Here is a 25,013-nt window from a genome sequence, read left to right as displayed (position 1 = left end):
TGGTCAGAGCTCCACGCCGGCTGCCGTTGCCACCGCGAACTCCTGCCCCGGGTAGCGCAGCCCCGAGAAGTAGCGGTTGGTGTGCGCGACGATCTGCTCCGCGCTGATGGTCACGCCCTCCCACTCCGCGTCGGTCGTCGTGTGCGCGTCGCCGACGAGCACGACGTCGAAGCCGCGCACCGCCGCGCTCTGCGTGGTGGTGCGGATGCAGAAGTCCGTCTGCGCGCCGGCGACCACCAGGCGGGTGGCGTCGAGGGACTCCAGCACCTCGTCCAAGTCGGTGCCCGCGAACGCGTCGCGGTACTCCTTGCGCACGAGCGCCTCGCCCTTCGCCGGGACCAGGCCGTCGGCGAGCTGCCACGGCGCGCTCTCCCACGGGAGGTCCTCCTCCTCGTGCTGCACCCAGACCACCGGGGTGCCGGCGGCGCGTGCCCGGTCGACGAGCGCGGCGGTGCGGGCGATGACGCCATCCGCGTCCAAGCAGCCCGGGAGCACCCCCTTCTGCAGGTCGATCACGAGCAGGACGGTAGGGTTCGTGTCGGTCACGTGACCATCCTGGCATCCCGGACGGGGCAGGATGGGACGGTGACCTCCCCGATCCGCCCCCTCCCCGTCGTCGCCGCGGTGATCGTGCGCGACGGCGCCGTGCTGGCCTGCCGGCGCGCCGCGCACAAGGACGCGGCAGGTCGGTGGGAGTTCCCCGGCGGCAAGGTGGAGGCCGGTGAGACGCCCGAGGAGGCGCTGCGCCGCGAGCTGCGCGAGGAGCTCGGCGCTGAGGCACGGGTAGGCGCGCTGCTCGACAGGACCGCCACCGGGGGTGTCGAGCTGGCCTGCTACGCGGTGACGCTGGCAGGCCCCGCGCCGACGGCCTCCACCGATCACGACGCGCTGGAGTGGCGCGCGACGGACGACCTCGAGGGCCTGGAGTGGGCGGACGCCGACCGGCCCGTGGTCACGCTACTGGGGAGGATGGCGGCGGCGGAGCTGGCCGCGGCGGCGACCGTGGAGGAGGAGACCCGATGAAGGCACTGCACTACGAGACGTTCTCCGGCCCGGTCGGGGTCGGCGACCTCCCCTCGCCCGAGCTGCCGGACGGCGGGGCGCTCATCCGCGTCGGCGCGTCCGGGCTCTGCCGGAGCGACTGGCACGCCTGGGCGGGCCACGACGACTCGGTGCGGCTGCCGCACGTCCCGGGTCACGAGTTCGCCGGCGTCGTGGAGGCGGTCGGGGCCGGTGTCGAGAGCTGGAGGCCCGGCGACCGGGTCACGGCGCCGTTCGTCAACGGCTGCGGCACGTGCGAGTGGTGCCGGTCGGGGCAGGCGCAGGTGTGCCCGCAGCAGACCCAGCCCGGCTTCACACACTGGGGCTCGCACGCCGAGCTCGTGGCTGTGCGGGCGGCCGACCTCAACCTGGTGGCGGTGCCCGACGGCCTCCCGGACTCCGCCGCGGCCGCCCTCGGCTGCCGGTTCGCGACCGCCTACCGCGCTCTGACCGCGCGCGCCATGCTGCGGCCCGGCGAGTGGATCGCGGTCTACGGCGCGGGCGGCGTCGGGCTGAGCGCCATCGCGATCGCCCGCGCACTCGGCGCCCGCCCGATCGCCATCGACCGCTCGGCCGACGCGCTCGACGCGGCCGCACGCCTCGGCGCCGAGCACACCGTCCCGGCCGGCCCGGACGCGCCCGAGGCCGTCGCCACCCTGACCTCCGGCGGCGCGCACGTCTCGGTCGACGCGGTGGGCTCGGCCGAGACGGCGGCCGCGAGCGCGCTGTCGCTGCGCCGCCGCGGCCGGCACGTGCAGATCGGCCTGCTTGCCGGCGGGATGCCTGTGCTGCCGCTGGACCGCGCGATCGCCTGGGAACTGGACCTCCTCGGCAGCCACGGGATGGCGGCCGCCGACTACCCTGGGATGCTCGCGCTCGTGGCATCGGGCGCCCTCCGCCCCGACCTGCTCGTCACCCGCACCGTCGGCCTGGCCGAGGCCGCCCGACTCCTCCCCCTCGCCGAGTCCGCCCCCACCCCCCGGCATCACCGTCCTCGACCCCACCCACCCGTAACCCCGCGCAGAAATTCGTGCCGAATGTGGCGAAACGGCGCGCGAAAGTCGACATTCGGCACGAATTTCGGCGCAGGCGGCAGGATGGGGGGATGCGACTTGCCGACATCCCCGCGCCCGACTCCGCCGCGGCCCGCGCCGCGCTCGAGCTCGCCACCGAGTACCACACGCCGTCCCTGCTCAACCATGTGCTCCGGTCGTGGCTGTGGGCGGAGGGCTTCGCGACCGTCGAGGGCCTGCACGGCGTCGACCGCGAGCTGCTCTACGTGTCCGCCGTGCTCCACGACATCGGGATCGTGCCCGCGTTCGACAACCACACCCTCGCCTACGAGGACGCCGGCGGCCAGGTCGCGAAGGCGCTCACCGCGGGCGCGGGCTGGCCGGCCGCGCGCCGGACCCGCGCGCACGAGGTGATCGTGCGGCACAACTGGCCGCAGGTCGACCCGGCCGTCGATCCGGAGGGCCACCTGCTGGAGGTCGCGACCGCACTCGACATCTCCGGCGTGCGGCCCGACGTGCTGCCGGTGGAGTTCCGCCGGGAGGTCGTCGCCGCGTTCCCGCGGCTCAGCCTGGCCGCCGAGTTCACGGCGTGCGTGACCGACCAGGCCGAGCGCAAGCCGGACACCGCGGCGAGGCGGATCGTCGATCGCGGAGTCGCGGGCAAGCTGCTGCACAACCCGCTGGAGTCGCTCGGCTGACGCCACGTATCCTCGTCTGGTGACTCTCCCGCTCCCCGCCGCCGACTGGCGCGCCCGCGAGGCCGCGCACGCTGAGCGCGCCGACGCGCTCACGGCCGGTCACCGCGCCCGGGCCTCCCGCGGCGAGAAGCACCCGATCGAGGACTTCCTCTTCACGTACTACGCCTACTCGCCGTCGGTGCTGCGTCGCTGGCATCCCGGCGCCGGCGTGGAGCTCCTGGAGGCCGCGGGCGACCCGCGCGCGTCCTGGCGCTGGTACACCGCGGGCGAGACGCACGGCGGCCTCGTCGTCGACCGCGCCGCGATGGAGCGCGAGAAGGCGCCGCTGCTCACCACGATCGAGCGCATCCTCCGCTCCACCGCCGCGCGGCCAGGAGCCTTCGGCTGCTTCGGGCTGCACGAGTGGGCGATGGTCTACCGGCAGGACGAGCACCGCCACGACGTCCCGCTGCGGCTCGGCCAGGGCGGCACCGACGCCGTGGTGGAGGCCGCAGAGCTGCGCTGCACGCACATCGACGCGTTCCGTTTCTTCACGCCGGAGGCCGTCCCGCGCAACCGCTTCGCACCGACCCGTGAGTCGCAGCCGGAGCTGGAGCAGCCCGGCTGCCTGCACGCCGGAATGGACGTCTACAAGTGGGCGATGAAGCTCGGCCCGCTCGTCCCCGGCGAGGTCCTGCTCGACGCGTTCGAGCTCGCCCGCGACATCCGGCTGCTCGACATGCAGGCCTCCCCCTACGACATGCGGCCGTGGGGCGCGGAGCCCGTGCGGATCGAGACCGCCGAGGGCAAAGCCGAGTACGTGCGCCGGCAGCGTGCGTTCGCCGAGCGGTCGAACGCACTGCGCCAGCGGGTGCTCGACGCGTGGCCGGGCGGGCGTCGGGTCACGCCCGCCCTGGACCGCGTCCCGGCTTAGCCGCCGTTGCCTCCGCCGCCGCCGCCCTTGCCGCCGCCGGTTCCTCCACCGAGGAGGCCACCGGTCGGCTGCGGCGTCGGCGTGGTGCTCGGCCCCGGCGTCGAGGTGTTCTGACCCGAGCTGATCTGGATGGTGATGCTCGATCCGCCGTCCACGGTGGAGCCCGACGACGGGTTCGTGCCCGCGACGGTGCCGGCCGGCTGGTCGCTGGGGACCGGTGTCTGGTCGACGGTCACCGTCAGCCCGAGCCCCTGCAGCAGCGACGTCGCCTGGTCGGGCGTCTTGCCGCTCACGTCGGGCACGGTCACCTGGCTGCCGTACAGCACCGAGCTGTCCGGCTTCGGGAAGGAGTCGCCGCCGTAGAAGGAGTCGAGCGCCTTCAGGATCGGCTTGGCGATCGAGAACTTGACGTTGCCGCCGCCGATGCCGTTGAAGTCGAGGCTCCGCAGCGGGACGGACCCGGACACGTTGCCCACCCAGGTGGCCTGCGCCACCTTCGTGGTGGAGGTGATCATCCAGTTCTGCAGCGAGTCGTCCGTCGTTCCGGTCTTGCCCATGATCGGGGTGCCGTCGTACGGGTTCGCGCTGGCCGCGGTGCCGCCGCCGCGCATGACGCCCTGCAGGGCGTAGGTGATGCCGGACGCGATGTTCTTCTGGAGGCCCTGCGTGCAGGTCGACGGGCTCACCTTGTGCGGGGTCCCGTCGGCGTTGATCACCTTGTCGATCGCGATCGGGGTGCACACCGTGCCGCCGTTCGCGATGCCCGCGTACGCCGTCGCCATGGTCAGCGGCGCGATGTTGTTCGTGCCGAGGATCATCGACGGGTACGAGTTGAGCTGCGCGCCGGTCTTGGCCGGGTGCACGCCGAGGCTCTGCGCCGCCTTGAGGATGGAGCAGAGGTCGGTCTTGGTGGCCATCTTGGCGAACGCCGTGTTGACGGACTGCGCCGTCGCCTGCATCACCGACAGCCGGCTCGCGGAGCCTTCGTCGTTGGACACCGGCCACGGCGGGCCGGAGACCGTCCCGCAGGTGCTGGAGAAGTCGGACATCTGGAAGGTGTGCTGGGAGGCGTCGATCGTCTCGTACAGACTGTGGCCGCCCTCCAGCCAGCCGGCGAGGTCGAACGCCTTGAACGTCGAACCGGTCTGGAAGCCCTGCGAGCCTCCGTAGGCCTCGTCGGTGTTGTAGTTCACCGCCGTCGTGCCGGGTTGCGGCTGGTCTGTGTTGTTGAAGGTCTTGTTCTGCACCATCGTGACGATCCGCCCGGTGCCGACCTCGACGGACACGTTCGTCGCGCCCACGTCGATGTCGGGCCGCGACGACGGGACGTACTTGGAGATCGCCTGCTGGGCCGCGCCCTGGAGGTCGAGGTTCAGGGTCGTGTAGATCTTGAGCCCGCCGCGGTTGAGCGTCGTCCAGCGGTCGGCGCTGGTCTTGCCGTACGCCGGGTCGTTGAGGATGACGTCGCGGACGTAGTCGCAGAAGTATGCGGCGTTGACGTTCTGGGCGATGGCACAGCCCGACGGCGTCGACGTGATCGTCGGCTGGATGGGGGTCTTCTTGGCGGCATCCCGGTCGGCGAGCGAGATCTTGTGGTTCACGTACATGCGGTCGAGAACGTAGTCGCGCCGGGCCTTGGTGAGCTTGTAGCCGTTCGCGGCGCCGTTGTCCTTGTTGTTCGCCTCGTCGATGCGCAGGTTGGACGGGTTGTTGACGATCGCGATCAGGGTCGCCGCCTGCGGGAGGGTCAGCTGGGCGGCGGTGGTGTTGAAGTAGTACTCCGACGCGGCCTCGATGCCGTAGACCTGGCCGCCGAACCCGACGACGTTGAGGTAGCCGAGCAGGATGTCCTGCTTGCTGTACTTCTTCTCCAGGCCGACCGCGTACCGCATCTCCTGGATCTTGCGCTGCAGGGTCACGCCCGCCGCGTCGTTGTAGCAGGCTGTGACCTTCTTCTGGTCGGTGAGGCCCTCGCAGTGCTCGACCTCGACGTTCTTGACGTACTGCTGGGTGATGGAGGACCCGCCCTGCACGCCCCCGCCGACGACGGTGGAGAGCGCGCCGCGCACCGTGCCGAACAGGTCGACGGCGCCCTCGCTGTAGAACCGGGGGTCCTCGGCGGAGGTGGCGGCGTCCTTGGCGACGTTCGCGACCTGGGCCCACGCGACGTCCTTGCGGTTCTGGGCGTAGAACTGCGCGATCGGGACGTCGTTGCCGCCCTGCTTGGCGTACACGGTGGAGTTCTGCGCGAACTGCCCGATGTTGAGGTCGGCCGGCAGCTTGTTGAAGTCGCTGATGCCCGCAGCGGCCGCTACGCCGGCTCCCAGGAAACCCGGAAGAAAGAACAAGGTCGAGAGCACCGCAGCGACGAGCGCGAGCGCCACCCACTGCACGATCGCGGCGTTTCGGGAGCGCGGAGTACGCAGTTCGAACCGTTTGAGGGGGCTCGATACGCTCGTCGATCGCCTGCAGGCGCGGGGAATTTGGGAATCTGTCCGGGTTGGGCACGGGTCCACGCTTCCAGGGTCTGCTGTGGGACGGGTTGAGACATGCACTGTACCCCTATGGGGACTTTCAGGAAGGGGATGCGAAAAGGCGCCGGCCCTCGAAGGAGCCGGCGCCTCTCACCGCTGCGCGCGACTACGCCGCCGCCGCGTACACCGCCCGCGGGTGCACCTGCAGCGCCCCGTCGACGGCGTCGACCAGGACGGTCCCGCCGTCCGCGACGCTGCCCGCCACCATCAGCTCGGCGATCCGGTCGTCCACCTCGCGCTGGATGACGCGGCGCAGCGGACGGGCGCCGTACTCCGGCTCGTAGCCGGCCTCCGCGATCCACTCCACGGCCGCGTCCGTCACCTCGAAGCCGATGAACCGGTGCGCCAGCCGGGCCGCCGTCGCCTGCAGCAGCAGGCGGACGATGTCGCGGAGCTGCTCGGCGTCCAGCTTGCGGAACAGCACGATCTCGTCGATGCGGTTCAGGAACTCGGGACGCATGGCCTCCCGAAGCTTGCCCATCACCCGGTCGCGGATGTCCTTGTCGGAGGCGAACCCGCCCGAGCCGACCGGCACGAAGCCGAGGGCGCCGCTGCGCGAGGCCAGGAACTCCGAGCCCAGGTTGGAGGTCATGATGACGACCGTGTTGCGGAAGTCGACCGTTCGGCCCTGGCCGTCGGTCAGGCGACCGTCGTCCAGAACCTGCAGCAGCAGGTTGAACACGTCGGGGTGCGCCTTCTCGATCTCGTCGAACAGCACCACCGAGTACGGGTTGCGGCGCACGCGCTCGGTGAGCTGGCCGGCCTCGTCGTAGCCGACGTATCCGGGAGGGGCGCCGACCAGACGGGCGACAGTGTGGCGCTCGCCGAACTCGCTCATGTCGAACCGGATCATCGCCTTGTCGTCCCCGAACAGCGACTCCGCCAGCGACTTGGCCAGCTCGGTCTTGCCGACGCCGGTCGGGCCGAGGAACAGGAACGAGCCCACCGGGCGGCGCTCGTCGCCGAGGCCGGTGCGGTTGCGGCGCACGGCCTTCGCGACGACGGTCACGGCGTCGTCCTGGCCGATGACGCGCGCGTGCAGCTCCGACTCCAGCGCGGCGAGGCGCTCGCGGTCGGCGTCGCCGATGCGGGACACCGGGATGCCGGTCGCCCGGGAGACGATCGCCGCGATCTCGACCTCGTCCACGACCGCCTCTGCGGCGTGGCGCGGGGCCTTCCCGAGCTCGTCGATCCCGTGCTGCACGGCCTCCATCTCGTCGCGCAGGCGGGACGCCTCCTCGTAGTGCTCGGCGGCGACGGCGGAGTTCTTCTCGGACTCCAGGGTCGCCAGGCGCTGCATCAGCTCGGACGCGTCGACGCGCTTGCCGAGCGACAGCCGCAGCCGGGCGCCGGCCTGGTCGATCAGGTCGATCGCCTTGTCGGGCAGGAACCGGTCGGAGATGTAGCGGTTGGACAGCTCCACCGCCGCGCGGATCGCCTCCGGCGTGTACGTGACGGCGTGGTGCTCCTCGTACGCGGCGCGCAGGCCGTCCAGGATGAGCACGGCGTCCTCGACGCTCGGCTCGCCGACCATCACCGGCTGGAAGCGGCGCTCCAGCGCCGGGTCCTTCTCGATGCGGCGGTACTCCTTGAGCGTGGTGGCCCCCACCAGGTGGAGGTCGCCGCGCGACAGGCGCGGCTTGAGGATGTTGCCCGCGTCCATGCCGCCGGACTCGCCGGAGCCTCCGGCGCCGACCACGGTGTGCAGCTCGTCCACGAACACGATCAGCTCGTCCTTGCCCGCGCTGATCTCGTCCATGAGCTTCGTGAGCCGCTCCTCGAAGTCTCCGCGGTAGCGGGTGCCCGCGACCATTCCGGCGAGGTCGAGCGCGACCACCTTCTTCTCGAGCAGCTGCTCTGGCACCTCGCCGGCGACGATCGCGCGGGCCAGGCCCTCCACGATCGCGGTCTTGCCGACGCCGGCCTCGCCGACCAGGACGGGATTGTTCTTGGTCCGGCGGGAGAGGATCTCGACGGTCTGCTCGATCTCGTCGAGCCGGCCGATGACCGGGTCCAGCTTGCCGTCGCGCGCGAGCTCGGTCAGGTCGGTGCCGAACTGGTCGAGCATCGGGGTCTCGGAGTCGCCGGCCGGCTCTGCGGCCTCCTGGGCTCCCGCGCCGACCGTGGCGGACTGCCGCATGGCGTTGGTGAGGGCGTCCGGGGTGACGCCGGCGGCCTGGAGGACCTGCCCGGCGGGCGCGTCCTGACCGATCACGAGAGCGAAGAAGAGGTGCTCAGGGTCGATGTAGGTCGCACCGGAGGCGCGGGCCACCTGGTAGGCGTGGAACAGCACGCGCTGGGCGGACGCCGTGATCGCGGCGCCGTCAGCGTCGATGGACTCGCCGGAGGCGGGGAGGCGCTGCTCGGCGGCGTCGGCGACCGCGGTCGGGTCGACGCCGATGCGGCGCATGGCGTCGGACGCGGGCTCCTGCCCGGCCATCACGCGGAGGATGTGCAGGGCGTCGAGCTCGCGGTGGCCGTGCTCGAGCGCGTAACGGCCCGCCTCGGCGAGGAGTTCCTGCGTGCGCCGGCTGAGGAACCGGCTGATGTCGATGGAGCGCGCGGCACGGGCGCGCTCGCCCGCGAGGTAGCGCGAGAGGAACTCGTCGAACGAGTTCTCGCTGCCGCTCTCAGGGGTGAAGTTCTCGGGCACCTGATCTCCTGTTTTCCTAAAGTTGAGTTGGTTGCACTCAAGTTCAACGCTCGGGGGAAACCTTTATTCCGCGTTCACCGCCGTCTTGGACTTTTCTTGGGACGATGGGGATTGACTGGGAACGGCCGCTGATTCGAAAGGACGGTGCCGACCTGTCTGTCACGATGCTGCGGCCGGCCCCCGCCCGGAGTGCCGCGTCCCTCACCCGCCCCGCGGTGCTCGCCGCGCTGTTCGGCGTGCTCGCGACCGTGCTCTCCGCCATCGGCTCCGGCATCCCGTCGCTGTGGGGCGACGAGGCCACCAGCATCATGTCCGCCCAGCGCCCGCTGCCGTCGCTGTTCCAGATGCTCGGCCACGTGGACGCCGTGCACGGCACCTACTATCTCGGCCTGCACTTCTGGGGCGACCTGTTCGGGTTCTCGCCGTTCGCCGTGCGGCTGCCGAGCGCGATCGTGGTCGGGCTCGCCACAGCGGCGGTCGTACTGCTGGCGGCGCGCCTGCGGGACACCCGCACGGCGGTCATCGCCGGCCTGGTCTGCGCGATCCTCCCCCGCGTCACATACATGGGCGAGGAGGCTCGCTCGTTCGCGTTCTCGGCGGCGATCGTCGCGTGGCTGACCGTGCTGCTCGTCGCCGCGCTCGACCGTGAGCGCCCGCGGGCGGCGTGGTTCGTCGGCTACGGCGTGCTGCTCGCGGTCGGGACGTACTTCTTCCTCTACACGATCCTGTTCGTGGTGGTCCACGCCGCGATCGTCGCGGTCTGCCGGCCGCCGCGCCGCACCGTCCGTGGCCTGCTGATCGCGGTCGGCGGGGCGGTGCTGGCCGTCGTGCCGCTCCTCGTCCTCGCGATCGGCCAGCACAACCAGATCTCCTACCTCGGCGCCGTGCAGCAGCTGGCGCCGCAGACCCTGTTCAGCGGGCTGTGGTTCGGCGACTCCTGGCCGCTCGGGATCGCGGCCTGGGCGCTCATCGTCCTGGCCGCTGCGATCGCGATCCGGCAGCGGTCGGTGACGGCGCGCGCTCGCGGGGAGCGGTTCCTCGCCCTCACGGAGTCGCGCGCCCCGTCGCTCGTCGGCGTCGCCCTGGTCTGGCTGCTCCTGCCGCCCGTCATCCTGATCGCCGTGCAGGCGGTCGTGCCCGACTTCACCGCCCGGTACGTGTCGTTCTGCGCGCCGGCGGCGGCGCTCCTGATCGCGTGCGGGGTGGACGACATCCTCCGGTGGCGGCGCTGGGCGGGCGTGATCGCCGGTGTGCTCGTGCTCGCCCTGTGCGTCCCCGTCTACGTGGCGGAGCGCACGCCTTACGCCAAGAATCAGAGCGACTGGGCGGAGGTCTCCGCCGCGATCGGGACGCACGCCCGCCCCGGCGACGCGGTCGTGTTCGACGAGTCGACCAAGCCGTCCAAGCGCCCCCGCCTCGCCGAGCACACCTACCCCGCCGGCTTCGCGGACACGACGGACGTCGCGCTCGACCTCCCGGCCGCCAAGACCAGCTCCTGGCACGACAGCGCGTACAGTGTGCGGCAGGCCGCCGCTCTCGGCCGGTTCGACGGCGTCGACCGGGTCTGGCTGATCGAATACGCCTCCTCCCCCGGCTCGGTCGACGACTACGGCGTCGCCGACCTCACCGCTCTCGGCTTCCACGAGACCTCCACGCGGATCGCGACGCATCGCGAGCTGATCTCGCTGTACGAAAGGACCCCATGACCCCCCACGCACTGGCCGCCGCCGGCGTCCTCGTCCATACCGGCCTCCTCGACCCGCAGGGCCTCATCCAGGCCGCAGGTCCCTGGGCGCTGCTCGGCATCTGCGCGATCGTCTTCGCCGAGACCGGCTTGCTGCTCGGCTTCTTCCTGCCCGGCGACACCCTGCTGTTCTTCGCGGGCGTGCTCACGCTCACCGGGCACATCCCGCAGCCGCTCTGGCTGGTGATCGTGGCCGTCGCCATCGCCGCGACCGCGGGAGGCGAGGTCGGCTACCTGATCGGCCGGAAGTCCGGGCCGGCCGTGTTCGATCGGCGCGAGTCCGGGGTGTTCAGCCGGGCGAGCGTCGCGCGCACGCAGGGATTCTTCGACAAGTACGGCAGCGGCGCTGTCGTGGTCGCCCGCTTCGTGCCCGTGGTCCGCACCTTCGCGCCGGTCGCGGCCGGGGTCGGCCGGATGCGCCACGGCGTCTTCAGCCTCTTCAACGTGATCGGCGCCGCGGTCTGGGCCGCCGCCGTCACGCTCATCGGCTTCGGCCTCGGCCACATCCCGGGCGTCGCGGACTTCGTGTCGAAGTACCTGGACATCGTGCTCATCGGGATCGTCGTGATCTCGGTCGGACCGGTGCTGGTGCGGGCGATCGCGCTGCGGCGGCGGAAGTCGCGCGTCGAGAAGTCGCGCGTCGAGTCGTAAGCCGCAGCGCCCCGTCGTCGGCGGCCGCCGCTAGCGTGGGGGCATGGCCGTCACCCTGGACCGCGACGAAGCGCGCCGGATCGCCGTGCGCGCGCAACGCCTGGACGCCGACCGGGCCGCCGGGCTCGTGCCCCTCGCCGAGAGCCTGACCTTCCTCCAGCTCGACCCCACCGCGGTGATCGCCCCGAGCGCCGACCTCATCGCGTACACGCGCCTCGGCGCGGCGTACCGGCCGGAGACCCTGGTGGCGGCGCTGGAGTCCGACCGGCTGCTCTACGAGGTGAAGGCGATGGACGATCCCGTCACGCCGCCGTTCGCGATGGTCCGGCCGGTGTCCGACCTCGGCCTCCACCTCGACCGGATGTCGCGCTGGCCCTCGGAGCGGCTGCCGCGCGCCCAGCAGTGGCTGGACGCCAACGACGCGTTCCGCCGCGATGTGCTCGCGCTGCTGCGCGACCGCGGCCCGACGCTGTCCAAGGACATCCCGGACACCGCCGCCGTGCCGTGGGAGTCGACCGGCTGGACGCACAACCAGAACGTCACCCGCCTGCTCGAACTGCTGCAGGGCCGCGGTGAGGTCGCCGTCGCCGGCCGGATCGGCCGCCAGCGCACCTGGGACCTGGGCGAGCGCGTCTACCCGGCCGGAATCGAAGTGGTGCCGGAAGCGGAGGCCGCCCTGCTGCGCGACGAGCGCAGGCTGCGCTCGCTCGGCATCGCCCGCCGCGCCCTGGTCGGCGAGGCGGGCGAGCCGGCGACCGTCGACGGAAGCACGCTGGAGTGGCGGGTGGACCCGGCCGCCGTCGGCCTCCCGTTCGCCGGCCGCACCGCGCTGCTGTCGCCGTTCGACCGGCTGGTGCACGACCGGGTGCGCACGAAGGAGATGTTCGGGTTCGACTACCTGCTGGAGATGTACAAGCCCGCGGCCAAGCGCCGCTGGGGCTACTTCGCGCTGCCGATCCTGCACGGCGACCGGCTGATCGGCAAGCTCGACGCCGCCGCCGACCGCAAGGCGGGAGTGCTGCGCGTGACCGCAATCCACGAGGACGAGCCGTTCACCCCGGAGGTCCGGGATGCGGTACGCGCCGAGATCGACGCGCTCGCGACGTGGCTGAACCTGACACCTGCCTACACCCCCTGACCAGATCGCCGAGGGGCACGTAAACGTCCCTAAAACGCGGTTTCAGGGACGTTTACGTGCCCTTCGACGGCGGTTACGCTGCCGACTCGCGGGCGTGCGGGTCGGAGCCGTTCAGGATCTCCACCACGCGGTCGTAGTCGCCGCGGGCCTCGCCGTAGCGGAGGAACTTCACCCGCTCCACCTGCAGCTCGGTCGCGTCGGGCTGCGTCTCGATCAGCTCCATGACCTCCGCCACGAACTCGTCCAGCGGCATCGCGAAGTCGCTCTCCTCCTGGCCCGGCATCAGCGCGGTGCGCACCGCCGGCGGCTCCAGCTCCACGACGCTCACCGACGTGTCGGCGAGCTGCAGGCGGATGCTCTCGCTGAGCATGTGGATGGCCGCCTTGCTGGCGTTGTAGCTCGGCGTGACCTTCAGCGGCGTGAACGCGAGGCCCGAGGAGACCGTCACGATCGTGGCGTCCGGCCGGGTCTGCAGGTGCTCCACGAACGCGGCGATCAGGCGGATCGGCCCGAGCACGTTCGTGGTGACGATCGACTCGGCGGAGGTGAGGAACGCCTCAGGGCGATGCCAGTCCTCCGCGCGCATGATGCCGGCCATCGTGACCAGCACGTTCAGGTCCGGGTGGGCGGCGAGCACGGAGTCCGCGGCCTCCCGGATGCTCCCGGCGTCGGCGGTGTCGATGCGCACGGTGTCGATGCCGAGGTGCTCGGCGGCGATCCGTTCGAGCAGCTCGGTGCGGCGGCCTCCGACGATGACGGTGTTGCCGCGCTCATGGAGGGCGACGGCGAGGGCGAGCCCGATGCCGCTGGTGGCGCCGGGGATGAAGACGGTGTTCCCTGTGATGTCCATGCCCTCCACTCTGCGGGCGTCGAGCCGAAGGCGGGAGCGGAGCGCTCATCGGGGGATCCGCGATCCCTGGCTCGGCCGCGCCCGACGACGGATGATGGTGGGATGGACCGCACCGCGCTCGCCGACTTCCTCCGCCGCCGCCGCGAGGCTTTGCGCCCGGAGGACGTCGGCCTGCCCTCCGGCGCCCGCCGCCGCGCTCCGGGCCTCCGCCGCGAGGAGGTCGCGATGCTCGCCGCGATGTCGAACGACTACTACACCCGGCTGGAGCAGCGCCGCGGCCCGCAGCCAAGCGACCAGATGCTCGCCTCCCTCGCCCGCGCCCTGCGGCTGTCCGCCGACGAGCGCGACTACCTGTACCGCGTCGCCGGCCACAACACCCCCGACCGTCTCGGCGGGGCGCACGTTCCTCCCGCGCTGCAGCGGGTGCTCGACCGGCTGGACGACACCCCGGCGCTCGTGCTGTCGAACCTCGGCGAGACCCTCGTGCAGAACCGTCTGGCCGCCGCGCTGCTGGGCGACCGCTCGCACTACACGGGACTTGAGCGCAGCGAGTTCTACCGCTGGTTCACCGACCCGGCGACCGCGCGGGCGATGTACCCGGAGGCCGACCGCGACCGGCAGAGCCGCGCCCAGGTGGCCTCCCTACGCGACGCGTACGGCGCCCTGGGGCCGCAGTCGCGCGCCGGCGAGCTGGTGCGGGCGCTGCTGGAGCGGAGCCCCGAGTTCGCGGAGCTGTGGGATCGGCACGAGGTCGCCCGCCGGTTCGAGGACCACAAGACGCTCCTCCACCCGGAGCTCGGCGCGATCGAGCTGGACTGCCAGGCCCTGTTCACCGAGGACCAGTCGCAGTGCCTGCTCGTGCTGACGGCCGCGCCGCGCACGGAAGCGGCGGAGAAGCTGGCGCTGTTGGCGGTACTGGGCACGCAGTCGTTCGCCGGGTAGCCTGTCCGCCGTGGATGTCATCGACTGGCTGTTGGACGGCGACCCTTCGATCCGCTGGCAGGTGCGCCGCGACCTCCTGCACGAGCCGGACGCCGCCGTCGCCGCGGAGCGCGCGAACGTGGAGACCGAAGGCTGGGGCGCCGCCCTGCTCGACCGGCAGCGGGAGGACGGCACCTGGGGCGAGGGCGTCTGGACCCAGCGCGACCGGGTTGGCGTGGACGACGCGATGCTCATGCTGGCGGTGCTGGGCGCTCCCCCGGACGGCGAGCGCACGCGGCGGGCCGTCGACCGGGTCGCGCGCCAGGTCGACTGGGGCGAGGAGTGGTGGAATCACGCGTTCTTCGACGGCGAGGTGGAGCCGTGCATCAACGGCCGGGTGCTCGTCGCCGGGGCGCGGTTCGGGCATCCCAGCGAGCTGATCGTCGAGCGGCTCCTGAACGAGCAGCAGGACGACGGCGGCTGGAACTGCTACGCGGAGACCCGCCAGGACCCGGGATCGTTCCACAGCACGATCTGCGCGCTTGAGGGCCTGACTGCGTACCGCGACGCGGGCGGCCCGACCGACGTGGACGCGGCGGTCGCGCGCGGCCACGAGTACCTGCTGACGCGCGGTCTGATGCGGCGCCTGAGCGACGGCTCGATCATCGAGGAGAGCTGGCAGCGGTTCAGCTTCCCGTATTACTGGGCGTTCGACCTCCTGCGCGGACTCGACCATCTGCGGGCGGCGGGAGTCCCGGCGGACAAACGGGTCGCCGAGGCCGTCTCGGTCGTGGAGGCGCGCCGGGGGCCCGACGGGCGGTGGCTGCTCGACCACGAGCACTCCGGCCGGGCTCTCCTGGACATGGAGGCCGTGGGCGAGCCGAGCCGCTGGAACACGCTGCGCGCGCTGCGGGTGCTGGAGTGGGCGGGAGCGCAGCCGGACTAGTCCACGACCCGTCCCTCCCCCTCCATCCGCTGGAACCACTTCGTCCGCGCCGCGACCGCGTGCGCGGCGGAGGGGATGCCGCGCACGCGGAGTCGGATGCCGCGCCCGGCGAGCTCCTGGTCGAGGTTCTGCAGGGCGAGGATGACGGTGATGGAGATGTCTTGCAACGGTGAGCAGTCCAGAGTCAGCTCGGTGACCTCCCCGGCGGCGCGGGCGGCGTCCGCCGCGTCGAGGATCGCCTGCTCCGTCGCCAGCACGTTGGCTGTGTAGAGCGGGCCGAGGAGGCTGACGCTCATGCGGCCTCCCGCCGTCTCGTCCACCCGGACGCGCGGCTTGTTGAGCGCCACCAGCACCAGCACCAGGGTGAACAGCACGCCGACGGCCACTGCGGCGAGCAGCCCGGCGGTCAGGCCGATCACGGCGGTCGTCATCGAGATCGCGAAGTCCCGTCTGCTGATCCGCCAGAGCAGCACGAGGTCTTTCACGTCGATCAGGCCGAACACCGCCACGAAGACGAGGGAGGCCAGCGTCGCCTGCGGCAGCAGGCTGATCACCGGGCCGAGGAAGAGCCCGATCAGGAGCGCCAGCACGACCGTGACGAGAGCGGCGAGCTGCGAGCGCGCTCCCGCAGCCTTGTTGACCGCGCTCTGCGAGAACCCGCCGGCCGCCGGCAGCGTCTGGAACCAGCCGCCGAGCAGGCTCGCCATGGCGGTCGCGAACAGCTCGCGGTTGCTGTCGATGCGCGGGTCCTCCAGCTCGCGGATGCCGCGAGCGACGGCCGCGGACTCCAGGAACGCCATGACCGCGATCGCCAGCGCGCCGGGGATGAGCTGGAAGACGTGGTCGAGGCTCGGCAGCGCCGGCAGCGGGAACGCGCGCGTCACCGGGGTGATCAGCTCCACGCCTGCGGCACGGAGGCCGCCGAACGCCACCAGCAGGATCCCCGCCGCGACGACGATCAGCGGGCCGGGCACCCGCGGCAGGAAGCGCTTGAACAGGAACAGTGCGGCGACCGACACCAGCGACAGGATCGCCGTCACCGGATTGGCGTGCGGGATCGCCGCGACGACCGCGTTGACGCTGTGGATGAAGCCGCCGCCGGTCGGGGCGTCCGTCTCTCCCAGCAGCTTGGGGAGCTGACCGACCGCGACCGTCGCGCCGACGCCGATCTGGATGCCGAGCAGCGTCGGCTTGTTGATGATCTCGACGAGCGTGCCGAGCCGCAGCAGCCGCGCCAGCAGCAGGGCCACGCCGACGAGCAGGGTCAGCGTCACCAGGTCGCGCGGGATCGCGTGCGAGTTCGCGACCACGCCCGCCGACACGAACGTCGTGGCGGTGAGCGTCGCGATCGTGGAGGTCGTGGAGACGCTCATCGCGCGCGAACCGCCGAGGAACGCGTACACGGCCATCGGCACCGTCGCGGTGTAGAGGCCGGCCTCCACCGGCAGGTTCGCGATGGTCGCATACGCCATCGCCTGCGGCACGACCACCGCGCCCGCGGACACCCCGGCCAGGATGTCGCGGCCCAGCCACTCCCGGCGGTACCCCGCCAGGGTCGGCAGCAGCCACGACCGCCGGACGGCCGGGGGCGCGGTGGTCACGCTCGACCCGCTGCCGTCAGTCCCGCGCCATGGCGGCGGCCAGGTGCGCCTCCACATCCACGTAGGCGTCGTCGGCGATGTCGAAGACGACCTTGACGATCTCACCGCCGCTGTACTCGAAGCGCGAGCCCTCGTACAGCTTCGACACCGCGTCGCCCGAGTCGTAGCCGATGCACAGGCCCTCGCCGCACAGCGAGAAGTGGCCGAGGATCGTCCGGATCTCCTGCTCGGCGACCTTCTCGTCGTCGATGTAGAGCGCCAGCGGGCCGATGCTCTCCCGATACTCCCCCATCCGCTCCTTCGTGAAGGAGACGCCGAAGATGTGCCGGCCCGGGCCGGGGACCGGCGCCGAGATGACGTTCTCCGGCGGGATGCCGAGGAAGTTGTAGACGTAGGTCAGCGTCCCGTCCTTCACGAACAGGCTGTGGCCTCCGAACCGGGAGCCGTGCGCGAAGATCACGCCCTCGGTGCCCGCGGTGGTGTCGACCTCCGCGAGCACCTTGTACGAGACGCCGTGCGTGTTCGCCGCCGACCGTTCCGGGACCTCGCTCGTGCCCGGGTAGTAGGTGTACTGCCCGCTCGACGGCACCGGCACCTTGAACTCCATCGAGATGAACGTCTCGAAGTCCTTCGGGTTGCCGATGATCTGGAGGTCGTTGAGCGGCAGCACGTCGTTGCGCTTGGCCTCCGCCAGCCACAGCGCCTTCAGCTCTTCGACCTTGTCGGGGTGCTCGGCGGCGAGGTCGTGCGCCTCCGACCGGTCGACGTCGCTGTGGAAGAGCTGCCACGTGTCGCTCGGGAAGTCGCCGCGGCCGCTGACCGGGCCGTGCTCGGTCACGGCCTTCCAGCCGTCGTGCCAGATCCCGCGGTTGCCGAACATCTCGAAGTACTGCGTCTGCTTCGTGGTCGCGCCGTCTGCAGGTGCGTCGAAGCTGTAGGTCATCGGGATGCCGTCGAGCGGGCGCTGCTCGACGCCGTTGTAGGTCTCCGGCAGCTCCACCCCGCAGACGTCGAGGATGGTCGCCACGATGTCCGTCGAGTGGTGGTACTGGTTGCGCACCTCGCCGCGAGCCGCGATTCCCTTCGGCCAGGAGATCACGAGCGGGTCGCACACCCCGCCCTGGTAGACGTAGCGCTTGAACATCCGGTACGGCGTGGAGAACGCGGCCGCCCATCCCGTCGGGTAGTGGTTGTAGGTGTCAGGCGAGCCCAGCTTGTCGACCATCCGCAGGTTGTCCTGGAGGTCGTCCGGGTAGCCGCCGAAGATCTTGCCCTCGTTGACCGACCCGTTCGGGCTGCCCTCACCGGACGCCCCGTTGTCGGCGCAGTAGATGATGAGCGTGTTGTCGAGCTGCCCCGACTCCTCCAGGTAGTCGACGATCCGGCCGACTTGGGCGTCGGTGTACTCGGAGAACCCGGCGTACACCTCCGCCAGCCGGCAGAACAGCGCCCGCTCCTCCGCGCTCAGGTCGGCCCACGGCCGCACCTCGTCGGTCTCCGAGAAGGTCCCCGGCGGCATCGGGTTCAGCTCGGTCAGCTCGGTGCCCTCCGGCAGCAGGCCGCGCTCGATCATGCGCGGCAGCACCCACTCGCGGTAGGCCTCGTAGCCGTCGTCGAAGACGCCCTTGTACTTGTCGATGTACTCCTGCGGCGCGTGGTGCGGGGCGTGGTTGGCACCAGGGCAGAACCACATGTACCAGGGCTTGCCCGGCTCGGTCTGCTGGACGTCGCGCAGCATCCGCAGCGCCTGGTCGGCGAGGTCCTTGGACAGGTGGTAACCCTGCTCCGGGAGGTAGGGCTGGTCGATGTAGTGGTTGTCCTCGGCGAGCGACGGATACCAGTTGTTGGTCTCGCCGCCGATGAAGCCGTAGAACCGGTCGAAGCCCTGCGCCAGCGGCCAGTTCTTCTTGCTGGCGCCCGCGGTCCACTCGTCGATCGGGACGTTGTGGTTCTTGCCCACCCAGAACGTCGCCCAGCCCGCGTCCCGCAGCAGGTTCGCCATCGTGGCATTGGAGGCGGGGATGTGCGAGTTGTAGCCGGGGAACCCGGTGGACGACTCGGAGATGGTGGCGAACCCGTTCGAGTGGTGGTTGCGCCCGGTGAGCAGGGTCGACCGCGTCGGCGAGCAGAGCGCCGTCGTGTGCCACTGCGTGTAGGTCAGACCGCTCTGCGCGAGCCGCTCCATCGTCGGCATCTGGATGCGGCCGCCGTAGGTCGACCACGCCGCCTGCCCGGTGTCGTCGTAGAGCACCAGCAGCACGTTCGGCGCGCCCTCCGGAGCCTTCGGCGGCAGGAAGGCGTCCCAATCGGACACCGAATCCCGCACATCGAGTTCGATCTTTCCCTGGAAATCTCTGGTCACCGTGTGTACCCCCTCGATTCAGGGGTCACGCTAGGCGGAGGCGGGCAATGGCGTCTAGACGGGTGTCGCGGCGCCGTCCTTATTTACGCTGAGCGGCCTAAGTGTAAATAACGCCCTCCCTTATTTTCACCTCCTCACCACCCCAACGACCTCTAGACGCATCTCCCCCCGCGGCGTTACTCTCAGCGCACATCCAGGCTCGGACCCGAGCCCAGGGGGAAAGGTAAAACGACATGGATTTCTGGAACAACTTCTGGAACATCATCTGGCTGTTCTTCTGGAGCTTCGCTTTCATCGCGTACCTGTTCGCGCTGTTCGCGATCATCAGCGACCTGTTCCGTGACCACAAGCTCAACGGCTGGTGGAAAGCGCTGTGGATCATCTTCCTGATCTTCGTGCCGTTCCTCACCGCGCTCGTCTACCTCATCGCCCGCGGGCCGGGGATGGCGGAGCGCAGCCAGAAGGAGGCCCGCCAGGTGCAGCAGAGCACCGACGCCTACATCCGCGAGGTGGCGACCTCCAGCCCGTCCGACGAGATCGCGAAGGCGAAGGCCCTCCTCGACGCCGGCACCATCACCCCCGAGGAGTTCGCGCACCTGAAGAGCGTCGCCCTCGGCCACCAGGCCGGAGCAGGAGCGCACGCAGCGCCCGCGGCCCCAGCCGCCCCGTCCGCGCCGACCCCGCCGCCGGCAGCGCCCACGGCGTGACCGAACGGGATCGGTGACCGACGTGACCGACCCGACCGCGACGGCGCCGGAGTCCTCCAGGGCTCCGGCGCCGTCGCGCACCCGCATCCGGCCGCTCGCGGGACTCACCGCGAAGAACGCCGTCCGCGAGGTGCTCGGCGGTGTCACCCTGCTCGCGATCGCCATCCCGCTCAACATCGGCTACGCCCAGATCGCGGGCCTCCCCGCCACCGCCGGGCTGTACGCGCTGGTGGTGCCGGCGGTGCTCTACGCGCTCACCGTCTCGTCGCGCCAGCTCGTCGCGTCGCCGGACGCCGCGGCCGCCGCGCTGGTGGCCTCCTCGCTCGGCGGCCTCGCCGTCGCCGGCCACCAGGACTACATAACGCTCGCCCTCGCGCAGGCCCTGATCAGCGGCGTGCTCTTCCTGCTGTGCTCGTTCTTCAAGCTCGGCTTCCTCGCCAACTTCCTCTCCAAGCCGATCCTGGTCGGCTTCGTCGGCGGCCTCGCGCTCGACATCCTGGTGTCGCAGGTGGCCAAGATGCTGGGCATCAAGATCAACTCGGGCGGGGAGTTCCTGGAGAAGGTCGGCGGCCTCATCACCGGGCTGCCGACGCTGAACATCTGGTCGCTGCTCATCTCGCTCGGCGCCCTCATCGTCCTGCTGGTGGGCCGCCGGCTCGTCGCCACCATGCCGTGGGCGCTTCTCGTCCTCATCGTGGCGACCGTCGTGGTCGTGTCCACCGGCGCGGAGCGGGACGGCGTCGCCGTGCTCGGCCACGTCGAGGCGGGCCCTCCGACGTTCACCTGGCCGATCATCGCGTGGGGGCAGTGGCTCGCGCTCATCCCCTCGGCCATCGCCCTCACCGTCGTCGCGATGGGCGAGGGCCTCCTCGTCTCCCGCTCCTACGGCGAGAAGCGCGGCTACCCGACCCGCCCCGACCGCGACCTGTTCGCCTTCGGGCTCGCCAACATCGGCGCCGGTGTCAGCGGCGGCTTCGCGGTCGGGTCGTCGACCTCCCGCACCGCCGCGATGGACCAGTCCGGCTCCCGCACGCAGCTGCCCTCCCTGATCACGGCCCTCGGCACCCTGCTGCTCCTGATCTTCGGGACCGCCCTGCTGGCGGACATCCCCTCCCCCGCCATCGGCACCATCGTCGCGGTCGCGGTCGTCCCGCTGCTCGGCATCCCCGACTTCATCCGGCTCTGGCGGCTCGACCGGTTCGAGTTCGCGATCGGCGCCGCGTGCTTCCTCGGCGCCCTGATCATCGGGCCGATCGCCGGCATCGTGATCGCCTTCGTCCTCGCGGTCGTCAACGTTACGCGCCGCGCCGCCAACCCGCCGATCGACACCCTCGCGGCCGACGGCGACCCGCAGCACTCCCTCCTGGAGGCCGCGCCGGCCGGGGAGCCGACCGTACCGGGCGTCGTGGTCGTCCGGCTCGCGGCGCCGCTGTTCTTCGCGAACTCGACCTCCTTCGAGAAGGCGGTCGAGCGGGCCGTCACGGACACCGGCGCCACGCACGTCGTGCTCGACATGGAGGCCGTCACCGACGTCGACGTGACCGGCGCCGAATCGTGGGAGGCCGTCCAGGCCTTCCTCAGCACGCGCGGGGGCGACCTCGCCCTCAGCCGCGTGCGCCCCGGCATCCGCGACCGGCTCCAGCACCTCGAGCTCGTCGATGGCGTGCGCTTCTTCGACACCAACAGGGAGGCCATCATGGCGCTCCAGACACCGATCGCGGGAAACGATCATGACCACGACTAGCGGGATCTGGCCGTTCCGCCGCCGCACCCGCGCGCCAGAGCCTCCGCCGCCGGCCGGGCCGGACCCCGACCAGGAGGCCGTCGCCGCGAACGGCCGCAGCGCCCGTATCCTCCTCGCGCTGGCGGGCGGCGTCGTCATCCTGATCGGGATGCACGCCATCGCCGGCATCCTCGCCCCCACGCTGCTGGCGCTGGTGCTCGTCATCTGCGCGCAGCCGGTGCGGGTCTGGCTGGAGCGGCACGGCACGCCGAGCGGGGTCGCGACCGGCGCCGTCGCACTGACGACGTTCGCGCTGCTGGCCGGCTTCGCCGCCCTCCTGATCATCGCGATGGCCCAGTTCGTTTCGATGCTGCCGCAGTACAAGGAGCAGTTCCAGCAGATCGGCCAGCAGTTCGCGCACTGGCTGACGAGCATCGGCATCAGCCCGCAGGACCTCCAGGCCGTGACGCAGGGCTTCGACCCGACCAAGCTGCTGAACTTCTTCAGCGGCCTGCTCGGCGGCGCCTTCGGCCTGATCACGTTCGGCGTGATCGTGCTGACCATGCTCATCCTGATGCCCGCCGACGCCGCCTACACGCCGACGCTGCTGCGCCAGCTCGAGCCGACCAAGCCGAACCTGGTGTACGCGCTCACCGGCTTCGCCCACAGCGTCCGCCGCTACATGGTCGTGACCACCCTGCTCGGCATCGTCCAGGGCGTGATCAACGGCATAGCGCTGTTCATCCTGGGCGTGCCGGCCGCGCTGCTCTGGGCGATCCTGTCGTTCCTGTGCAGCTTCATCCCCAACGTCGGCTACTTCCTGGCGCTGGTGCCTCCCCTGGTGTTCGGCTACCTCATCGGAGGCTGGGGCACCGTCATCGCGATCATCGTCATCTACGGGGTCGTCAACGCCGTCGTTCAGTCGGTCGTGCAGCCGAAGGTGGTCGGCAACGCCGTGGCGCTCAGCCAGACGCTGACGTTCTTCTCGGTGCTGCTGTGGGCGATCGTGCTCGGCGCGATCGGCGCCATCCTCGCCATCCCGCTGACGCTGCTGGCCCGCGCGATCCTGGTGGACTCCGACCCGCGCGCCCGGATCTGGCGCGCGGTGATCGGCGACCTCCGGGAGACGAAGGACCTGATGAAGGTGGAGTCCGACGCGGCGAAGGCCGAGCGCAAGTCGGCGAAGGACGCGAGGCACACGCCTGCGGTCGAGGAACGGAAAGAGGAGTAGATGGGGAGTGCGATCGGGGACACCCTGCCGCTGGCGCTGGGCATCGCGATCAGCCCGATACCGATCATCGCGGCGATCCTGATGCTGCTCTCGCCGAAGGCGCGCGGCACGAGCGTCGGGTTCCTGATCGGCTGGGTGCTGGGCATCGTCGTCGCTGTACTGGTCTTCACGCTGCTGTCCGGGCTCATCCCCGCGGCCGACCCGAACGCGTCGAAGCCGATCGCCGGAACCATCAAGATCGTCCTGGGGCTGGGACTGCTGCTGCTCGCGCTGCGGCAGTGGCGCTCCCGGCCGAAGCCGGGCGAGACGGCCGCGCTCCCGAAATGGATGAGTGCGATCGACTCGATGACCGCAGGGCGCGGCTTCGTTCTCGCGTTCATCCTGGCGGCGGTGAACCCGAAGAACCTTCTGCTGGCCGCGGGTGCCGGGGTCGCCATCGGCACGGCGGGACTCTCCGCGGGGTCCACGACGGTCGTCATCCTGATCTTCGTGGTCGTCGCGGCGAGCTCGGTGGCCATCCCGGTGATCGGCTATCTGGTGGCCGCCGACGCGATGCGCGGCCCGCTCGACGCGCTCCGCGGATGGCTCGTGGGCAACAACGCGACGGTGATGGCGGTGCTGCTGCTCGTGATCGGGGTGGTGCTGGTCGGAAAAGGGATCGGGAGCTTCTGACGGGTCAGCCGGCCGCGGCGGCCCTGGCGTTCTCCCGGTCGTAGCGCATCTGCATCACTGACCCCGAAACGTGAGTCGTTGCGGAATTCGCACCGGCGATTTCCGCAACGACTCACGTCTCGCGGTCCCCGTCGGCCCTCAGTGCTGCAAGGTGGTCTTCAACAGGATCACCACGACCCCGAAACCCCCGGTCACCACCGCCCCTGTCAAGCACACCAGCACCGACCTCCCGCGGATCAGGAACACCAGGTAGCCCAGCAGCGCCAGCAGCAGCACGGTCAGCCAGAGCGACACGAACACGCCGACCTCGGCCGGGATGATGCCGAGCGCCGCGAGCAGCAGCGGGATGCTGGGGACGACCGCCGCCTCCAGCATCCCGCTCGATTCGAACAAGGCGTGCCGCAGGGAGTCGACGATGCGGGCTCGGGCGCTGTCGTCGTCGGCGTGGAAGCCGAGGGCGGTGGAGTAGACGTGGGCCAGCCAGAACACCACGATGCTCACCAGGGTGAAGACCAGGACATGAAGTGCGTCCGCCTGGCTGGTCGCGCCGCCCGAGCTCGCGGCGACCACGCTCGCGTAAACGATGGTGCCGTAGATGCCCGCGGGCGTTCCCCAGTGCCGCCACAGCGCCCGCTGCACCCGGACGCCGCTCTCCGCCGGCGCAGCTCCCGGCTGGTTGAGGTCCATCGAGTCCATGAGGACATCATGGTCCGCGGCCGGTCAAAGCGTCAGTCCCGTCGCGGAGCGCTCACTCCTTCTCGGGGAACCGCGCCGCCGTGTCGAGGCCGCCCTGCGCCGCCGCCGACCCGGCGAGGCCTCCCCCGCGCCCGCGCAGCAGGAACGCCGCGCCGACCGCGATCACCGCGCCCGCGACCGGGCCGACGATGTACACCCAGTACGCGTCCCAGTGCCCGCTCACCAGGTCGGGCCCGAAGGTGCGGGCCGGGTTCATCGAGGCGCCGGAGATCGGGCTGCCCCACAGTCCGGCCAGCGCGATGTAGGCGCCGACGCCGAACGCGCCGATGATGCCGAGGTTCTGGGCTCCGGAGGCCGTGCCCAGGATGACGCTCACCAGGCCGAAGGTCAGCACCGTCTCCATCAGCAGCGCGTCCCAGGAGCTGAAACCGGTCGCCGGGTAGTTGGAGCCGTAGCGCGCTGAGACGTGGGTGACGCCCTCCAGGAACCATGCCGCGAGGGAGGCCCCGCCGAGTTGCACGACGATGTAGCCGGGCACGCGCGACCACGGGAAGTCCCCGCGCAGCGCGAACGCCACGCTGACCGCCGGGTTGAGGTGCGCGCCGGAGACCTTGCCCATGAACAGGATGATCGCGAACACCATCAGCGCCGGCGCGGTCACGGCTGCCGTGCGCGAGATCGTGTTCGGGAACGCCTGGCCCATCATCCCGCCGCCTGCGGCCACCAGCACCAGGAAGAAGGTGCCCAGCAGCTCGGAGAACAGCCGACGCCACTCCTGCGACGTGTCGTGGAAGTCCTCGATGGACTGCTCGATCGAGGCGGGCATGTGCAACAGCCGCCCGTGGACGACGTCGTTCATGATCCCGCGCGCCGCTGCGGCGTCCTTGCTGGTCTGGTCCTGGCTCATGATGCCTCCTCT

At 71.1% G+C, this 25,013-nt stretch carries 20 protein-coding genes and 1 pseudogene; 13 read left to right on the top strand and 8 right to left on the bottom strand.

The features are described from left to right. Nucleotides 1-3 precede the first annotated feature (3 nt). Nucleotides 4-546: a cysteine hydrolase family protein gene (locus ABH923_RS18300; protein ID WP_370056822.1), complete on the bottom strand. Its 543-nt coding sequence runs from the start codon at nt 544-546 to the stop codon at nt 4-6. Between the two features lie 39 nt (nt 547-585). On the opposite strand from ABH923_RS18300, the gene ABH923_RS18295 reads away from it, so the two are divergent. The 4 genes and pseudogenes from ABH923_RS18295 to ABH923_RS18280 all read left to right on the top strand — a co-directional run bounded on the left by ABH923_RS18295 (nt 586) and on the right by ABH923_RS18280 (nt 3,665). Continuing rightward, nucleotides 586-1,023, top strand: coding sequence for a (deoxy)nucleoside triphosphate pyrophosphohydrolase (locus ABH923_RS18295; RefSeq protein ID WP_370056821.1), 438 nt, complete (start codon nt 586-588; stop codon nt 1,021-1,023). Continuing rightward, nucleotides 1,020-2,055 (top strand): annotated as a pseudogene (locus ABH923_RS18290) (alcohol dehydrogenase catalytic domain-containing protein). Before ABH923_RS18295 ends, ABH923_RS18290 begins: the two are co-directional and overlap by 4 nt. A gap of 91 nt (nt 2,056-2,146) precedes the next feature. Then, the gene (locus tag ABH923_RS18285) at nt 2,147-2,752 is read left to right on the top strand and encodes an HD domain-containing protein (RefSeq protein WP_370056820.1); all 606 of its coding nucleotides are present in this window, start codon (nt 2,147-2,149) and stop codon (nt 2,750-2,752) included. 19 nt (nt 2,753-2,771) lie between these two features. After that, the gene (locus ABH923_RS18280) at nt 2,772-3,665 is read left to right on the top strand and encodes a 3-methyladenine DNA glycosylase (RefSeq protein WP_370056819.1); all 894 of its coding nucleotides are present in this window, start codon (nt 2,772-2,774) and stop codon (nt 3,663-3,665) included. On the opposite strand, the gene ABH923_RS18275 is transcribed toward ABH923_RS18280, so the two are convergent. Both ABH923_RS18275 and ABH923_RS18270 read right to left on the bottom strand, forming a co-directional pair. Continuing rightward, the gene (locus ABH923_RS18275) at nt 3,662-6,049 is read right to left on the bottom strand and encodes a transglycosylase domain-containing protein (RefSeq protein ID WP_370056818.1); all 2,388 of its coding nucleotides are present in this window, start codon (nt 6,047-6,049) and stop codon (nt 3,662-3,664) included. The two genes, ABH923_RS18280 and ABH923_RS18275, sit on opposite strands and share 4 nt — an antisense overlap. A gap of 256 nt (nt 6,050-6,305) precedes the next feature. Beyond that, nucleotides 6,306-8,852 carry an ATP-dependent Clp protease ATP-binding subunit gene (locus ABH923_RS18270; protein WP_370056817.1) on the bottom strand — a complete coding sequence of 849 codons (2,547 nt, stop codon included), beginning with the start codon at nt 8,850-8,852 and terminating at the stop codon, nt 6,306-6,308. 104 nt (nt 8,853-8,956) lie between these two features. Between ABH923_RS18270 and ABH923_RS18265 the strand changes: the two genes are divergently transcribed. From ABH923_RS18265 to ABH923_RS18255, 3 genes are read left to right on the top strand one after another with little or no spacing between them, the layout of a single operon-like run. Beyond that, nucleotides 8,957-10,558 carry a glycosyltransferase family 39 protein gene (locus ABH923_RS18265; RefSeq protein ID WP_370056816.1) on the top strand — a complete coding sequence of 534 codons (1,602 nt, stop codon included), beginning with the start codon at nt 8,957-8,959 and terminating at the stop codon, nt 10,556-10,558. Further along, nucleotides 10,555-11,247, top strand: coding sequence for a DedA family protein (locus ABH923_RS18260; protein WP_370056815.1), 693 nt, complete (start codon nt 10,555-10,557; stop codon nt 11,245-11,247). The genes ABH923_RS18265 and ABH923_RS18260 overlap by 4 nt, the downstream gene beginning before the upstream one ends. Before the next feature lie 43 nt (nt 11,248-11,290). After that, entirely contained in the window at nt 11,291-12,385 is a 1,095-nt protein-coding gene (locus tag ABH923_RS18255; protein WP_370056814.1) for a DNA glycosylase AlkZ-like family protein, read from the top strand. A 73-nt stretch (nt 12,386-12,458) separates the two neighbouring features. Here the strand turns inward: ABH923_RS18255 and ABH923_RS18250 are convergent, their stop codons facing one another. Then, nucleotides 12,459-13,235: an SDR family oxidoreductase gene (locus ABH923_RS18250; RefSeq protein WP_370056813.1), complete on the bottom strand. Its 777-nt coding sequence runs from the start codon at nt 13,233-13,235 to the stop codon at nt 12,459-12,461. Between the two features lie 102 nt (nt 13,236-13,337). Here ABH923_RS18250 and ABH923_RS18245 point away from each other — a divergent pair, with 102 nt between their 5' ends. Both ABH923_RS18245 and ABH923_RS18240 read left to right on the top strand, forming a co-directional pair. Next, a complete protein-coding gene (locus tag ABH923_RS18245; protein WP_370056812.1) occupies nt 13,338-14,177 on the top strand; it encodes a helix-turn-helix transcriptional regulator in 840 nt (279 codons plus the stop codon). 10 nt (nt 14,178-14,187) lie between these two features. Further along, nucleotides 14,188-15,102: a hypothetical protein gene (locus tag ABH923_RS18240; protein ID WP_370056811.1), complete on the top strand. Its 915-nt coding sequence runs from the start codon at nt 14,188-14,190 to the stop codon at nt 15,100-15,102. On the opposite strand, the gene ABH923_RS18235 is transcribed toward ABH923_RS18240, so the two are convergent. Both ABH923_RS18235 and ABH923_RS18230 read right to left on the bottom strand, forming a co-directional pair. After that, nucleotides 15,099-16,703, bottom strand: coding sequence for a SulP family inorganic anion transporter (locus ABH923_RS18235; RefSeq protein WP_370056810.1), 1,605 nt, complete (start codon nt 16,701-16,703; stop codon nt 15,099-15,101). The two genes, ABH923_RS18240 and ABH923_RS18235, sit on opposite strands and share 4 nt — an antisense overlap. Before the next feature lie 16 nt (nt 16,704-16,719). Next, nucleotides 16,720-19,065 carry an arylsulfatase gene (locus ABH923_RS18230; RefSeq protein ID WP_370056809.1) on the bottom strand — a complete coding sequence of 782 codons (2,346 nt, stop codon included), beginning with the start codon at nt 19,063-19,065 and terminating at the stop codon, nt 16,720-16,722. Nucleotides 19,066-19,298: 233 nt separating this feature from the next. Here ABH923_RS18230 and ABH923_RS18225 point away from each other — a divergent pair, with 233 nt between their 5' ends. Genes ABH923_RS18225 through ABH923_RS18210 form a run of 4 tightly spaced genes read left to right on the top strand, consistent with a single transcriptional unit; the run spans nt 19,299 to nt 23,398 of the window. Continuing rightward, on the top strand, nt 19,299-19,772 hold the full coding sequence (locus tag ABH923_RS18225) for an SHOCT domain-containing protein (RefSeq protein ID WP_370056808.1): 474 nt from the start codon (nt 19,299-19,301) through the stop codon (nt 19,770-19,772). 13 nt (nt 19,773-19,785) lie between these two features. Beyond that, entirely contained in the window at nt 19,786-21,516 is a 1,731-nt protein-coding gene (locus ABH923_RS18220) for a SulP family inorganic anion transporter (RefSeq protein WP_370056807.1), read from the top strand. Further along, nucleotides 21,503-22,726 (top strand): AI-2E family transporter, encoded by a 1,224-nt coding sequence (locus tag ABH923_RS18215; RefSeq protein ID WP_370056806.1) that lies wholly within the window; start codon nt 21,503-21,505, stop codon nt 22,724-22,726. The genes ABH923_RS18220 and ABH923_RS18215 overlap by 14 nt, the downstream gene beginning before the upstream one ends. Continuing rightward, the gene (locus tag ABH923_RS18210; RefSeq protein ID WP_370056805.1) at nt 22,727-23,398 is read left to right on the top strand and encodes a GAP family protein; all 672 of its coding nucleotides are present in this window, start codon (nt 22,727-22,729) and stop codon (nt 23,396-23,398) included. Between the two features lie 138 nt (nt 23,399-23,536). Here ABH923_RS18210 and ABH923_RS18205 read toward each other — a convergent pair whose 3' ends face one another. Both ABH923_RS18205 and ABH923_RS18200 read right to left on the bottom strand, forming a co-directional pair. Beyond that, nucleotides 23,537-24,094, bottom strand: a complete 558-nt coding sequence (locus tag ABH923_RS18205) for a hypothetical protein (protein ID WP_370056804.1) — start codon at nt 24,092-24,094, stop codon at nt 23,537-23,539. Between the two features lie 52 nt (nt 24,095-24,146). Next, complete coding sequence (locus ABH923_RS18200; protein ID WP_370056803.1) at nt 24,147-25,001, bottom strand: MIP/aquaporin family protein; 855 nt, start codon at nt 24,999-25,001, stop codon at nt 24,147-24,149. Between the last annotated feature and the right edge of the window lie 12 nt (nt 25,002-25,013).

This window comes from Leifsonia sp. EB41 (assembly GCF_041262565.1).
Lineage (GTDB): Bacteria > Actinomycetota > Actinomycetes > Actinomycetales > Microbacteriaceae > Leifsonia.
Note: the sequence above shows the minus strand (reverse complement) of the source record. Positions and strands in the feature narration are given on the sequence as shown.